The sequence below is a fragment of the Anaerorhabdus sp. genome (genome assembly GCF_036657415.1).
Taxonomy (GTDB): Bacteria; Bacillota_I; Bacilli_A; order Erysipelotrichales; family Erysipelotrichaceae; genus Anaerorhabdus.
This window is the reverse complement of sequence record NZ_JAVXGL010000051.1, coordinates 1-13,733: the sequence shown is the minus strand read 5'-3', so window position 1 is coordinate 13,733 and position 13,733 is coordinate 1. Positions and strand designations below refer to the sequence as shown.

The following is a 13,733-nucleotide window of genomic DNA, read 5'->3' as shown; positions in this document are numbered from 1 at the left end:
GTTTAGGATATCTTGACGTTGTCCAACAAGTTCAATTCCAATACCAGGTTGACGATAAAGTTCAATATCATATTTATTAAGAAATTCTTCAACATCATCAATTTGATTGCGAATAGTTTTACTTGATAAATGAAGAGTATCTGCAAGTTTTTGGTATGTAAAAGTTCTTTCTTGAAGTAAAATAAGTTTAGCTATCGAATATTTATCTACTTTCATAGTTTGCTCCTTTGTATTTAGATAGATTGTAGCATAATAACTTAATTCGTACAAAATTACCACAAGTTTGTGTAAGATACAACTAATAGTAGTAACCGCTTACTTTGATATACTCTAGGCAGATAAGGAGGATGAATTATGAAAAAGATTCAAGAAAAATTACAGTCTTTTGCAGGCGCTATGATGGTGCCAATTGTATTATTCGTTCTTGTAGGGTTTTACGTAGGGATCGGTAGTGCATTTACCAATTATATTATTCCAGGAGATAATATAGTTAAAACAATTTTTGGAATGATCTCATCAATGGGATTTACATTCATGAATTATCTACCTCTATGGTTCTCTGTAGGGATAGCATTCGCGATGGCGAAAAAAGAAAAAGGATGGGCAGCCTTTGCAGGTATTGTTCTATTCATGAGTTATATTACTTGTATTGGTTCTTATGCAGGTGCTCAAGGATGGAATGCAGATACAGTAGCAGTTGAAAATTTATTATCACTTGGTTATTCTCAACAAGCAGCACTAAATTTCAGTGCATTATGGGGTAGTGTTGCTGGTAAGTTCACATTTGATATGGGTATCTTCAGTGGTATCATCAGTGGGGTAACTGCAGGGTTAATTCATAATAAATTTTGCGAAATTAAATTTAAACCAATGTTTGCTTTCTTCCAAGGTACTAAATTTGTAGTTATTTTAGTTACACTTGCTGCAGTTCCAATGGCTATTGCTACTTATTATGTATGGCCAATTATTGCATCAGGATTACAAACTATTACATATTTCATTGGATCATCAGGGTTATTTGGAACATGGTTATTTGGATTTATTGATAAAGCATTATTACCATTTGGTATTCACCACTTAATTGCTTTCCCAATTGAATATTCTAGTGTTGGTGGAGTTATGACAATTGATGGTGTTGTTTATGAAGGTGTTAGAAATATTATCGTTGGGCAAGCGGGTAGTCCAGGAGCGACAGGATATTTAATCCGTAACTTTACTTCAGGACGTATTCTATTCCAACTAGCAGGTTTACCAGGTGCTGCATTTGCAATGTATAAGTGTGCTAAACCTGAAAACAGAAAGAAAGTTGCTTCATTATTAATTCCAACAATAGTTACATTGATGTTGGTAGGTATATCAGAACCAATTGAATATACGTTCTTATTTGCTTCACCATTACTTTATTGGTTAGTATATGCACCACTTTGTGGATTGTGTTATGTAATTGCGGAAGTTGCGAAGATTTCAATTAATGGACACGCATTGTTCTTCATGATTCCTAACTTATTCCAACCACAAAAGGTTCATGCATTATCATTAATCTTCTTATTACCAGCAACATTTGCAGCATATTTCTTTATCTTTAAATTCGCAATTCTTAAATTAAATATTAAAACTCCAGGACGTGAAGATGACAACATTAAACTAATGAGTAAAAAAGAATATAACGAATTAAAAGAAAATAATGCCGATGATAAATTAGAAATGCGAATCGTGGAAGCATTTGGAGGACCTGATAATATTGATTCAGTTGCTTGTTGTGCTACACGATTAAGAGTAACAGTAAAAGATGAGAGTTTAGTAGTTCCAGATGATGATTGGAAGAACTATTTAGAAGCTATGGGATGTGTACATAGTGGAAACAGTTATCAAATTATTTATGGAGTAAATGTAAACTCAATTACAACATCGGTTAAAGACGTATTAGGAATAGACTAAGGGATATCCTTAGTCTTTACTTTAGGAGGAGGAATTATGTTTAATTTATTTAAGAAAAATGAATCAAAAGGAACATCAATTTGTTCAGTTGCATCTGGAAAGCTTGAGAAGATTGAAAAAAGTATAGATCCAGTTTTTTCTCAGAAAATGATGGGAGATGGATTATTCATAAAACCAACCTCTGATGAAATTGTTTCGCCAATTGATGGTGAAGTAGTAATGATGTTTCCAACACTACATGCCATTGGTTTAAAAGATGAAAAAGGAAATGAATATTTGATTCATATTGGTATAGAAACTGCCGCATTAAATGGTGAAGGATTTAAATCTTTTGTCCAAGTAAATGAAAAAGTGAAAAAAGGCCAATTACTTATCACTGCAGATTTTGAAGCGATGAAAGGTAAAATCACATCATCTGATATTATCCTTCTTGCAACAGATGGTAGAAAATGTAATATAAATGAAGAAAAAGATGTTACAGCAGGTGAAGAAAATATTGCATCATTTGAATAAAAAAAGAAGCGGTAATGAAATAGATTGAGATAAATCAATTTATGAAGTTACGGCTTCTTTTTTTTATATTTTATTTATTTATTTTCTTAGCGAATTTGTCCATCTCCAGTAATAATATATTTATAAGATGTAATTTCGCGTAATCCAATAGGTCCTCGCACATGGAGTTTTTGAGTAGATATACCAATTTCACTACCAAATCCAAATTCATTACCATCGGTAAAACGTGTGGATGCATTGACATAAATTACGGCAGAGTCAAGTTGTGAAGTAAACTGTTTAGCGTGCTCATCCATAGTTGTTAGAATAGCTTCAGAATGATGAGTAGTGTAACGACGGATGTGTTGAATTGCTTCATCGATTGTATCCACAATCTTTATAGCCACAATTAAGTCATTGTACTCTGTTTCGTAATCTTCTTCAGTGGCGCAAGATAAAGTTGGGACAAGTTGTTTGCATTGAGGGCATCCACGTACATCAACATGATTTATTACCAATTCATTTACTAAGGTAGGTAGAAATTGTTCAGCGATATTTTTATGTATTAAAATAGTTTCCACAGAGTTACAAACAGCAGGTCTAGAAACTTTTGCATTTACACAGATTGAAATGGCTTGTGCGATATTCACAAATTCATCGACATAAATATGACAATTACCAGCTCCTGTTTCAATTACAGGTACTTTTGAATTTTGAATAACTGATTGAATTAAATTTTTTCCACCGCGAGGAATTAGGGCATCGATATAACCGGTACAAGTCATAAGGTCAACGGCAGAGGTACGACGTGTGTCAGTAATGAGTTGAATACAATCTTCTGGAAGATCATGTTCGCGTAAAGCCTCACGCATGAGTTCCACGAGGCAACAGTTAGACTGTAATGCTTCTTTTCCGCCACGAAGGATAACTACATTGGAAGATTTTATACATAATGAAGCAGCTTCAATAGTGACATTGGGACGTGCTTCGTAGATAAATCCTAATACTCCAAGAGGGACAGAAATTTTATCAATTTTTAGACCGTTAGGTCGTAGTGTAGAATCAAGAAGTTGGCCAATTGGATCAGAAAGAAGTTCAATTTCTAAAACAGCTTGTGCCATAGATTCAATTCTTTCTTTCGTTAAAGTTAATCGGTCTATCATCGCATTAGACATTGCATTTTGTTTGGCATTTTCTAAATCTTGTTGATTAGCAAGAATAATAGTATGTGTTTGTTGAATTAATTTATCTGCAATACAATGCAACACTTTATTCTTTTGTTGTGTGGAAGCATTTGCAAGAATAAAACTTGCTTGACGTGCTTGTTCTGCTAGAGGGATAAGTGTGTTCATTGTTCTACCTCCTTGCTTTGTGTGCTTTCAAAATAAGTTCCTATTGTTTCATTTTCAAATAAATCGTAAAGTAAGTTTGGATTTTCACCATTCATGATGACCATATCGATGCCATGTTGATTAGCAATTTTTGCAGCTTGTATTTTAGTAATCATACCACCTGTTCCACGATTTGAACCAGCGCCTTGAGCCATGGATTCTACTGCACCATCAATACTTTTCACATGATGAATAAGTGTAGCATTTGGATTTGTTTTAGGGTTGTCGTTATACAATCCATCAATGTCACTTAAAACAATTAAAAGATCGGCTTGTGTTAATGTAGCGACAATCGCACTTAATGTATCGTTATCACCAATTTCAATTTCTTCTGTAGAAACGGAATCGTTTTCATTTACAATAGGTAACGCTCCAATTTCTAAAAGACGTAAAAAAGTATTATGTAAATTATTTCTTCTTTTAGGATTGTCCACATCTTCTTTAGTCAATAAGATCTGTGAAGTGACATGATTATAGGTGGAAAATAATTTATCGTAAATATACATAAGCTCGCATTGACCAATTGCAGCAATTGCCTGTTTTCCAGGCATGTCTTTAGGTTTTTCTTTTAGACCTAAACGACCAAAGCCTACTGCTTGTGCCCCTGAACTTACTAAGATAACTTGTTTACCGCTGTTTTTGATATCCGCTAGTACTTTAACAAGTTGTTCAATACGGCGAATATTTAATAAACCACTTTCATGAGTTAAGGTAGAAGAGCCAACCTTAATGACAATACGATTGCATTTTTTTAAATTTCTCATTGTGAATCCATCCTTCTTTTTGTTCTCATCATCATAACAAAACAAGAGGCACTGTACAATGAGAATACTAAGAAAAAAGATTATTTGCATAATCTTTTTGTTGTTTATAAAGTTTGATAGAAGTATTCTCTAGTTTTATCCTTCTATGCACACAAATCTTTGTTGTATGGTTATTGCTAATAATTTATAGGGGCATTGATAAAGAAGTAATTAAAACATCCATTTCCCATTTTGAATCAATTGGATTTCTTGGTTATGTTCATCCACGCCAACAACGGTAGTATCTTCTTTTCCAAACATGAAATCACAATGAATAGTTGCAAAGTTAATGCCATGAGCTTCGAAATCTGTTGCAGAGTAAATAAGTGATTCGCTGATATTGATAGGATAAGCACAACCGATTGCCATATGACATGCGGCATTTTCATCAAGCAATGTATTTTTGAAAATAGTATTTGTTTTTGAAATGATTGTTGATCCTGGTAGTAAAGCAATTTCTCCACAATAACGTGTGCCTTCTTCAAGGTTCAACAAAGCATTTAAAGTACGTTGGCCAACAGAGGCATATGCTTTAACAATTTTTCCTTTTTCAAAAATCAAATAAAAATCATCAATAATTTCATTTTGATAAATAAACGGTTTTGAAGAATGAACTTTACCGTTTATACCATATTTTGAACATGCGGTAAATATTTCTTCAGTGGGAAAATTTGGCATACAACGTAATCCTTCAACGGTATGTTCACAACCTCCAACCCAAACATGATTATTTGGAAGTTCAACAGTAAAATCAGATTGATCATCTATGATATGTAATTTTGTTAAATTTAAATCATTTAAGTAGTTTCTTCTTTCGTTAATCGAAGATATATGATTTTCCCAATAGTCGAGGGGATTGTCTAACTCGCATTGAGCAATTTGAAAAAGTAGATTCCATAGTGCTGCATAAGCTTCGTCACCAGAAAGGTCTGGAAATACTTGACTCGCCCAATATCGTGTGGGTAATACAGTTGAACATGAGTTGAAAGTCTTTGTTCTTTTGATTTGGGTATAAGGTTTTAAAGCGTTATTCATGCCTTTTATTGAATTAACTTTTATTCGTGAATCAAACTCTACTGTAGGAATAATACCAGGATTAAACTTCAATAGGGCAACTTTATCATTAGCCATATTGATTTTTTTCTTTACGAGATATTCAGGATAACTTTCACTATATTCTAATAAACAGTTTTGATAGCGAATTTGATCTTGAAGTGGATCGAAAAATTCTATCTCAACATAACAGGCACCAAGTTTATATGCAACTTCGGATAGAATTTGCATAAACTTACTTCCTTCAACAGGGCAACTTACAGATAGGTATTGTCCTTTTTGTAGGTTAACACCTTTGCGTAATAAAATTTCTGCATAGATTTCAAAATTAGTAATCATTGAGTACCTCTTCTATTTGTTTAACAGGAACAGCGGTTCCGTTTGATTTGATGGATTCAATTCCTGCTTCAATTACAAGTTGTGAAGCAAGTGCTTCAGAAAACGTAGGTACACCTTCAATATGTTGATTTAGGTGCATAGCACAAAGAACAGAGCGAATGGAAGCCATATGTGGAGCAATTTCTCTTGAAACAGGGAAACCACTTAGCCATGATTTAAGATTTTTTGAATAAGTTGATAATGATAAGTCACGAATTATTGATTTACTATTTGTAGAGGCAGTAACACAAACTTCATTAGCATTATCAGCGTCAGCATAAATAGAACCTTTGCTTCCAAATATTTCAAGAACCCATTCAGGTCGGGTAGATTGGCAAAGCTTGGATAGTTCTATTGTACCAAAAATATTATTCGATAACTTACAATAGCATGAAGAATAATCATCACAATCATTCATAGCGGTAGGTAGTACTTTTTCATTATCTTGAGAATAAGTAAGAGAATTCACAGAAATTGTTGAAAACTCTCCTAATATAAAGCGAATGATATCAAAAGCATGAATTCCTAAATCAACAATGACGCCACCACCACTTTGAGCCTTATTAGTTCGCCATTCATTATTCTTTGGGCGATGTAAATAACTAGCATGACGTAAAGTGAATGAGAAGTGTAAAGGAGTACCAATTTGTCCTGAAGCAAGCACATCACGGACAATTGAAAATGCTGGAATAAAGCGATAAACAAGTGCAACTTGATTTAAAAGGGTTGTCGATGCTACTTGTTTAACCAAGGAAATGGATTCTTCAATCGTCGAACAAAGGGGCTTTTCACAATAGATATTCAACCCTTTATCAAGCGCTTGTTTAACTTGATTATAATGAGAAGAATTTGGCGTACAGATGTCGATTAAATCTAAGTTATTATTTAAAAACTCACTGAAGGAAGTAGTTTGGTGCCTAAATAAATGATTATCATTCTTGATCTCTAGGGTATTTAAACTCTCTAGATTAACTAAAAAATCTTGTCGATAATTAATTTGTTGAAGCAAATAACATTGACTATGTACCTTACCCATTAATCCAAAACCAGAAATACCAATATTGTATGTTTTCATATATTTCACCTCAGTATAATTGTAAAACAAATTAGGAAAACTAGTTAACATCAACTTGCCTTAATATAGCGGAAAAACTATCCTAATTCGTATATTTTTACCACAACTTTTCGGTAAGCAAGCGAAACGAGGAATCATGAATAAACGGTATAATGAAAGCGTGAAGGAGGAACCTATGAACTTTAATTATCAACAACCCACGGAATTAATCTTTGGTGCAAAGAAAGTCAATCAATTACCAGAAATAGTAAAACGATATGGTAATAAGGTATTGTTAGTAGGACCGGTTATGAATGATGCCATACGCCCAATGTTTGATTCGGTGCTTAAAAATTTAAAAGAGAACGAAATTATTACAACATGTTACCTAGAAGTAGAACCAAATCCGACCACAAGTGCTGTTGATAAAGGACTTCAATTAGCAAGAGACAATGATGTAGATGTTGTTGTAGCGATGGGTGGAGGTTCTTCAATTGACACAGCAAAAATTATTAGTTTATGTTTCGATTGTGAGATAATAAATTGGCAAGAAATGTTTGAAAAATATGATAATTTTGCCAAAAGATATGAGACAATAAGTAATACAAAATTACCAGTAATTGCATTATCAACGACTGCAGGAACAGGATCACAATGTACACAAGCCAGTGTTATCACGGATGTTGAATCAAAAATGAAACTCACAGTATTCCACCAAGATAATTTTGTGGATGTGGCAATACTTGATCCTGAACTAACAATGACCCTTCCAAGAAGTATTACAGTATCGACAGCATTTGATGCATTTACACATGCATTTGAGTCTTATTTAAGGAATGAGGGTAATCCAATTACCGAAAACTTCTCTTTACAAGCAATCAAAAATATAGTGCAAACTCTTCCCAAAGTCTTAATGGAAAATAAAATAGAGTATCGTGAACAATTAATGCTTGCGGATACCTATGCAGGAATTGCCTTAGCAAACAATGGGGCAGCACTTCCACATCCACTATCTGAGATTATCGGCAGCTTCGTCAATAATTTATCTCATGGACAAGCATTAGCAATGGTCTATCCAACATTTGTGAAATACACATACGAAAAGTATCAAACAAAGTTCGCAACAGTATGTCGTCTATTTGATGAATCTTATTGTGACAAGGATGATAGTGAAGCGGCAAAAGATTTTTATAAAGTATTATCTAACTTTGAAAAAGAAAATAGTTTAGAGTTTAATTTGAGTCAATTTAATTTAGAACAAAGTGAAATAGATAGAATCAAATATTGTGAGATTTGGCAACATTTGCCAATGGAAAAAACAGAAACAATTCTAGAAATTGTTAATGAAATATGTAACTTATAGGAGGAAAAAATATGAAACATATTAAAATTTCAGCAGGATTAGCACATGTAAACTACGGCAGAATTGCAGATGTAGTAAAAGCAGCAAGTGATGCAGGAGTAGATTACATTCATTCAGATGCAGCAGATATGCACGATTTACAAAATATGAAACTTATGGGTGGACATCAAATTATTGCAGGTATTCGTCCAGAAACAAATTTACCAATTGAATGTCATTTCTATACAGTAAGCATGGATGAAATGTTCATCGAACAAATTTATCAAGCAGGTGCAAATATGCTTATTTTACCAGCAGAACATTTTATTGGTGCACAGTTAGCTTATATTATTAACTGGTGTAGAGAAAGAAAACTTAAAGTTGGATTAACAGTAGGATGCTATACACCATTGTGTTTTGTTGAAGAGTCAATTTATGATATTGATCGTCTTCAAATTGTTACACATGGTGTTGATGAAACAGATGGTAAGGACAACTGGGGATGGAGAAAAAGTGCAATTGATTTAGTGAATAGAGCACGTAAATTAATTGATGAAAAAAATCCAAAATGCGAACTTGCAATCGATGGTGGATTAAGAGCAGATAATATGGAAAAACTAATTGAATGTAATCCAGATGTTATTGTACTTTCTTCAGCGATTTTTAAAGATTCAGATGGAATTGAAGCAGGATTTAAAAAATGTCGTACTGCAATTGATGATGCAGCAAAGAAGTTTAATTTAGAATAACGAAATGTCTAGTTTAACTAGACTTTCTTTTTAGGAGGATTCATGAAAGAAAAAGTATTAGATATCGTATATCTTACAATATCAGCATTTTTAACAGCATTGGCTGTACGATTGTTCTTTACTGAATATGCACTTACACCAGGAGGAATTACAGGACTTGCAATTACAGCAAGTACAATAACAAGTATTTCAGTTGATCTTATTTCACTTTGTATTTCAATTCCTCTATTGATTATTAGTACTGTGTTTCTTGGTGGAAAGTTTGGAATAAAAACATTATATGTAACAATTATGGTGCCACTATTCTTACGTTTTATTCCACAGATTCATATTACTAATTCAATTATGCTTGCGAGTATATTAGGTGGTCTATTGGTAGGGTTATCAATTGGATTAGCAATCTATCGTGAATGTGCAACTGGAGGAACAGATGTATTAGCTATGCTGATAAGACTGTTATTGAAGAAGGTTGATTTAGCTACAATTTTATTTATTCTAGATATGATTATTGTTTTATCATCATGGGCAATTTCAAAACAATTCATTACTTCGATTTGTTCGGCAGTTGCATTATTTGTAATCATGCAGACAATCAAATTCACAACAGGGAGATTAGATAAATGGAAAAAGCAATCTTTATCGACTTAGATGGAACGTTAATGCAAAAAGATTTAACCATTTCAACAAGAAATAGTGAAGCCATAAAAGAAGCGATTAATAATGGATATCATGTTGTGCTTGTGAGTGGAAGGCCAATACAGTTTGTAAACTATCTAGCGAATAAAATAGGAAGTGAAATTGATACAATTGGATTTAATGGTGCTTATGTATCAGATCTTATTGAACATCCAATTAGTGAAGAAAATCTTGTTTGTTTATATGAATTATTTGAAAACAATAATGTGAATGCGATATTCAAATCGGCTGATCATATTTATGCCAACAGAGAGGTTATAAAAAACTTTGTATATCCAATATCGAAGGATGAAATGGTGGGCTTCACAGAGAATTGTTCAATTGATTTATTTAGAAAACAAAAAATATATAAAATTCTAGGATTATATAATCATAATGAAATGGAACTGAAGGAATTAATTAACAAATTTGATATGACAAAAGCATTCTACGCAGGCAAAGGATTTGAATTAACACATCATAATGCCAACAAAGGTAATGCTATCAAATTATATTGTTTGAAAAATAATGTATCAATTAAAGATAGTTACATGTTTGGCGATGATGTAAATGATGAAACCATGTTCTCTTTAGGGGGAAATAATATGGTGATGGGTAATGCAAGTGAGACTATCAAAAAGTACGCTACTGCAATTTGTGAACGATGTGAAAATGATGGAGTAGGTAAGATGATAGAAAAAATAGTTAAAGGAGAAATTTATGACTGAAGAAATGATACTCGCTTTAGAAGAAGAAAAGCAATTACGATTTAAAAAATTTAACGCTGAAAAAGCACTACGAATTGGTCAAAAAATTGCGAACTATGCAATAGAAAAAGATCTACAAGTTTGTGTCGAGATTGTAGCGAATGGAAAAATGCTATTTCACTTTTCAGCAGACAAGTGTATTCCTGATAACGATCATTGGTTGAAAAGAAAAATAAATACAGTAATGTACTTTCATCACTCATCAAAATTTATTCATTTTAAACTAAATGGTGATTCAACACTTATCCACAGTAAATATGGACTTAAGACTGAAGACTATGCAGTTATCCACGGTGGATTTCCTATCTATGTAGAAAATGCTGGATTTATCGGAGCAATCGCTGTTAGTGGACTACAACCCAATGAGGACCATGATTTAGTAACACAAACAATTCAAGAGTTTTTAGACTAAAAAACACCAGTTGAAGAACTGATGTTTTAGTTTGATTGTTTGTCTTCCATAAGTCTTTCAATATATTGAAGCATACGATGTTGTACAAGGAATGTAGATAAAACATTTGCGGTTAGTTTGAAACTATTGATTTGCGCATCTGTCCATTCACGATCTTCACGTAGACATTCATCGAAACCAATACCGCCTAAGAAATCATCTCCATAGAATACTGCACATTGAAGCATTGATTTAATATTTTGAGATTCAAGTAATTCTTGTAAATGTGAACCAGTCTCAGAATTTTTGGACCATATAAATAATCCCTCATTGTTAAAGTTACTCTTATAGTCATCTAAATCTTCTACATAAGAATAATCTTGGAGATGATTAATTTGAGGATCAATTCCATCATTACACCATTCATAGGTCATACTTACATGGTTATAATCATCAGAACTTTCAAAAACATAGGTTCTACTTACATCAAATGAACGTCCAATGATTTCAAGAAGACTTGTAAGGGATCCTTCGAAGTCTTTTGATGAGAATAAGGTACGGAAGCAGTATTGTGCTAAGCCTTGATCAAGGATGTAATTCTTAGTGTAATTGTTATCGAGATTTCCGTCAGTTTTGAGTTTTGTCCAAGAATGATACAAATCTAAATGCAATTGGCTATCAAATAAGGAACAGCCGTCACGACCTTCACTTTTCTTTGTATAGAGTGCTTCATCGGCTTGTTGGTATAAATCGGTATAATTTGTTTCAGGTGAAGAGGTAATTGAAATACCGATACTGCAAGTCAAATGTTTTTCAGTTGTGAAGGGTCTAAGTTTTCTTATTTCATTTAAAATAGTATTTGCTTTTTTGATAACTGCTTCTGCTGTTGTAACCTCAGGTAAGAAGATAATGAACTCATCGCCTCCAATTCTACCAACGAAATCTGTAGAACGAGTTGCGTTCTTAAGTGCTTTTGCAACTTCAGATAAAACACGGTCACCAGTTAAGTGTCCATAAGTATCATTAATATTTTTGAAATAGTCGATGTCTAAAATCAATAAAGCCTGATTAACGTTATCGGTATTATCTTTAATACAAGATTCAATGACAGAACAAATGGCAGATTTATTATATAAACCAGTTAATGGATCTCGTTGTGCTTGATCAAGAAGTTTTTGTTTTTGTTTCTTCTCATCATTAATATCAACAATAATTCCAATTACCTTAACAGGTTGTCTATAATCATTGAATTGTGTAGTAACACGGATTCTACACCAAAGATAAGAGCCACTTTCTTTCTTGATTCTTAATTCAGTTTCAGAATAGGGAACTCCAGAAAGACATTGGCGCATGATTGTAGAAAGGCTTTTCTTATCACTAGGATGGATATTATCGGTAAGTATTAAACGATGAGATATTTCGCTTGAAATGGCATCATATCCGAATTTCTTAATAAAATTATTTGAAAAAATTAAAGTATCATTCAACACATCCCATTCAAACACAATATCTGTAGTTTGATTGATTACAACTTGATATCTTTCAAGAGATAAACGTAAAGCTTCTTGTTCACGCTTACGATCAGTGATTTCAATCAAAATACAGTAGAATGTAGATTTTCCATCAGATTGAACACGACGGCATTTGTCGAGTATCCAAATTGGTTGAGCAGTTTTATGGTAAAGACGATACTCTAATTCTAATTCACTCTTATCAGGGTCATGTGCTTGGATGTCATGCAAAACTTTGGCGCGATCTTCGGGATAGATTAAATTCATGAATTTATCATCAAAAAGTGTTTTAATTTCTTCGCGTGTGTAACCGACCATATTTAAGAATCCATCACTCATGGATAAGACTGTCAAACTAGCATCATCTAAACATTGATGAGCACCACCAGGAATATTCTTTGTAAGAATTTCGAGTTGGCGGCGACGAATATCAACCTTTTCTTGAAGATTAGAACAATTGTTCATTCGTGATTTAGGAGTAAAGTAGCTATCTTCACCTTGCATTAAATCAGGGTGTGAAAAATGAATGTGCTCAACTTGCATGTCACCATCCACATCTTTTAGTACAACTGAAAACCGTAAGTTTTCTTCTGCTAAGTCTATTGATTGAGGTGTCACAATAAGTGAACCAAAGATAACACATAAATTTGAAGAAAGTTCAACATAGTTAACATCAGAGTCTGAAATAGTAAATGTTCCACTGTACTCTTTAACTTCATTCGCAAGTGCTTGTTCTGCTTCTTCTAAGTTTGAACACACTTCATTGACACCTGTGCCAATCCAAGAAATATGATCACTTAAACATTTTTGAACAGAGGATAAGTCGCGTTTTAAATAATAGTTTTCTTCAAGAAAAGCAAAAAACTCTAATGCTTTTTGTTCTAAATTCATAGGACCCCTCCAATTTTTTCGTTCAATTGAAAAAATATTGATTTTAGTAAGCAAATAGGTTAGATAATTATTCGAAGCTTTTCGCAAAGTATTTCTAATTCAATTCTATCAAATACAGGGCAACTTTACTATTTATTTTAAAATAAATAGTAAAGTTATTATTCGTTGCACCTTATTGGATAAAAATAGATAATCCGTGATAAAATAAATAAACAAGGAGAGCAAATTATGGATAAAATAAATGATAAAATCAAAGGAATAAGAAAAAGTATAATCAAAATGGTAACGGCAGGGAAAT

13 protein-coding genes are annotated in these 13,733 nt (G+C 32.9%); 7 read left to right on the top strand and 6 right to left on the bottom strand.

The window, feature by feature from the left end; all coding sequences use genetic code 11:
* Window positions 1-216: helix-turn-helix domain-containing protein (locus RSB60_RS07945; RefSeq protein ID WP_332615627.1), on the bottom strand; the 216-nt coding region annotated here is incomplete at its 3' end.
* Between the two features lie 138 nt (window positions 217-354).
* Here RSB60_RS07945 and RSB60_RS07940 point away from each other — a divergent pair.
* The gene (locus RSB60_RS07940; RefSeq protein WP_332615625.1) at window positions 355-1,938 is read left to right on the top strand and encodes a PTS transporter subunit EIIC; all 1,584 of its coding nucleotides are present in this window, start codon (window positions 355-357) and stop codon (window positions 1,936-1,938) included.
* A 36-nt stretch (window positions 1,939-1,974) separates the two neighbouring features.
* Window positions 1,975-2,451 (top strand): PTS sugar transporter subunit IIA, encoded by a 477-nt coding sequence (locus RSB60_RS07935; RefSeq protein ID WP_332615622.1) that lies wholly within the window; start codon window positions 1,975-1,977, stop codon window positions 2,449-2,451.
* Window positions 2,452-2,537: 86 nt separating this feature from the next.
* Here the strand turns inward: RSB60_RS07935 and RSB60_RS07930 are convergent, their stop codons facing one another.
* The 4 genes from RSB60_RS07930 to RSB60_RS07915 all read right to left on the bottom strand — a co-directional run bounded on the left by RSB60_RS07930 (window position 2,538) and on the right by RSB60_RS07915 (window position 7,130).
* The gene (locus RSB60_RS07930) at window positions 2,538-3,782 is read right to left on the bottom strand and encodes a glutamate-5-semialdehyde dehydrogenase (protein ID WP_332615620.1); all 1,245 of its coding nucleotides are present in this window, start codon (window positions 3,780-3,782) and stop codon (window positions 2,538-2,540) included.
* A complete protein-coding gene (gene proB / locus RSB60_RS07925) occupies window positions 3,779-4,585 on the bottom strand; it encodes a glutamate 5-kinase (RefSeq protein WP_332476181.1) in 807 nt (268 codons plus the stop codon). Before proB ends, RSB60_RS07930 begins: the two co-directional genes overlap by 4 nt.
* A 210-nt stretch (window positions 4,586-4,795) precedes the next feature.
* Window positions 4,796-6,016, bottom strand: a complete 1,221-nt coding sequence (locus RSB60_RS07920; protein WP_332615618.1) for an aminopeptidase — start codon at window positions 6,014-6,016, stop codon at window positions 4,796-4,798.
* Window positions 6,006-7,130, bottom strand: coding sequence for a Gfo/Idh/MocA family protein (locus RSB60_RS07915; RefSeq protein ID WP_332615616.1), 1,125 nt, complete (start codon window positions 7,128-7,130; stop codon window positions 6,006-6,008). The genes RSB60_RS07920 and RSB60_RS07915 overlap by 11 nt, the downstream gene beginning before the upstream one ends.
* A 175-nt stretch (window positions 7,131-7,305) precedes the next feature.
* On the opposite strand from RSB60_RS07915, the gene RSB60_RS07910 reads away from it, so the two are divergent.
* Genes RSB60_RS07910 through RSB60_RS07890 form a run of 5 tightly spaced genes read left to right on the top strand, consistent with a single transcriptional unit; the run spans window position 7,306 to window position 11,054 of the window.
* Window positions 7,306-8,472 (top strand): iron-containing alcohol dehydrogenase, encoded by a 1,167-nt coding sequence (locus RSB60_RS07910; protein ID WP_332492628.1) that lies wholly within the window; start codon window positions 7,306-7,308, stop codon window positions 8,470-8,472.
* A gap of 11 nt (window positions 8,473-8,483) precedes the next feature.
* On the top strand, window positions 8,484-9,200 hold the full coding sequence (locus RSB60_RS07905) for a ribulose-phosphate 3-epimerase (RefSeq protein WP_332615615.1): 717 nt from the start codon (window positions 8,484-8,486) through the stop codon (window positions 9,198-9,200).
* Window positions 9,201-9,242: 42 nt separating this feature from the next.
* Window positions 9,243-9,848, top strand: coding sequence for a YitT family protein (locus RSB60_RS07900; RefSeq protein WP_332615613.1), 606 nt, complete (start codon window positions 9,243-9,245; stop codon window positions 9,846-9,848).
* Complete coding sequence (locus tag RSB60_RS07895; RefSeq protein ID WP_332615612.1) at window positions 9,821-10,603, top strand: Cof-type HAD-IIB family hydrolase; 783 nt, start codon at window positions 9,821-9,823, stop codon at window positions 10,601-10,603. Before RSB60_RS07900 ends, RSB60_RS07895 begins: the two co-directional genes overlap by 28 nt.
* Window positions 10,596-11,054, top strand: a complete 459-nt coding sequence (locus RSB60_RS07890) for a heme-degrading domain-containing protein (RefSeq protein WP_332615611.1) — start codon at window positions 10,596-10,598, stop codon at window positions 11,052-11,054. The genes RSB60_RS07895 and RSB60_RS07890 overlap by 8 nt, the downstream gene beginning before the upstream one ends.
* 26 nt (window positions 11,055-11,080) lie before the next feature.
* Here the strand turns inward: RSB60_RS07890 and RSB60_RS07885 are convergent, their stop codons facing one another.
* Complete coding sequence (locus RSB60_RS07885; protein WP_332615610.1) at window positions 11,081-13,435, bottom strand: sensor domain-containing diguanylate cyclase; 2,355 nt, start codon at window positions 13,433-13,435, stop codon at window positions 11,081-11,083.
* Between the last annotated feature and the right edge of the window lie 298 nt (window positions 13,436-13,733).

What these genes read in the sequence shown, in the direction of transcription:
- RSB60_RS07940 (WP_332615625.1), top strand. Translation starts at nt 355, where the DNA reads ATGAAAAAGATTCAAGAAAAATTACAGTCTTTTGCAGGCGCTATGATG.
- RSB60_RS07935 (WP_332615622.1), top strand. Translation starts at nt 1,975, where the DNA reads ATGTTTAATTTATTTAAGAAAAATGAATCAAAAGGAACATCAATTTGT.
- RSB60_RS07930 (WP_332615620.1), bottom strand. Translation starts at nt 3,782, where the DNA reads ATGAACACACTTATCCCTCTAGCAGAACAAGCACGTCAAGCAAGTTTT.
- proB (WP_332476181.1), bottom strand. Translation starts at nt 4,585, where the DNA reads ATGAGAAATTTAAAAAAATGCAATCGTATTGTCATTAAGGTTGGCTCT.
- RSB60_RS07920 (WP_332615618.1), bottom strand. Translation starts at nt 6,016, where the DNA reads ATGATTACTAATTTTGAAATCTATGCAGAAATTTTATTACGCAAAGGT.
- RSB60_RS07915 (WP_332615616.1), bottom strand. Translation starts at nt 7,130, where the DNA reads ATGAAAACATACAATATTGGTATTTCTGGTTTTGGATTAATGGGTAAG.
- RSB60_RS07910 (WP_332492628.1), top strand. Translation starts at nt 7,306, where the DNA reads ATGAACTTTAATTATCAACAACCCACGGAATTAATCTTTGGTGCAAAG.
- RSB60_RS07905 (WP_332615615.1), top strand. Translation starts at nt 8,484, where the DNA reads ATGAAACATATTAAAATTTCAGCAGGATTAGCACATGTAAACTACGGC.
- RSB60_RS07900 (WP_332615613.1), top strand. Translation starts at nt 9,243, where the DNA reads ATGAAAGAAAAAGTATTAGATATCGTATATCTTACAATATCAGCATTT.
- RSB60_RS07895 (WP_332615612.1), top strand. Translation starts at nt 9,821, where the DNA reads ATGGAAAAAGCAATCTTTATCGACTTAGATGGAACGTTAATGCAAAAA.
- RSB60_RS07890 (WP_332615611.1), top strand. Translation starts at nt 10,596, where the DNA reads ATGACTGAAGAAATGATACTCGCTTTAGAAGAAGAAAAGCAATTACGA.
- RSB60_RS07885 (WP_332615610.1), bottom strand. Translation starts at nt 13,435, where the DNA reads ATGAATTTAGAACAAAAAGCATTAGAGTTTTTTGCTTTTCTTGAAGAA.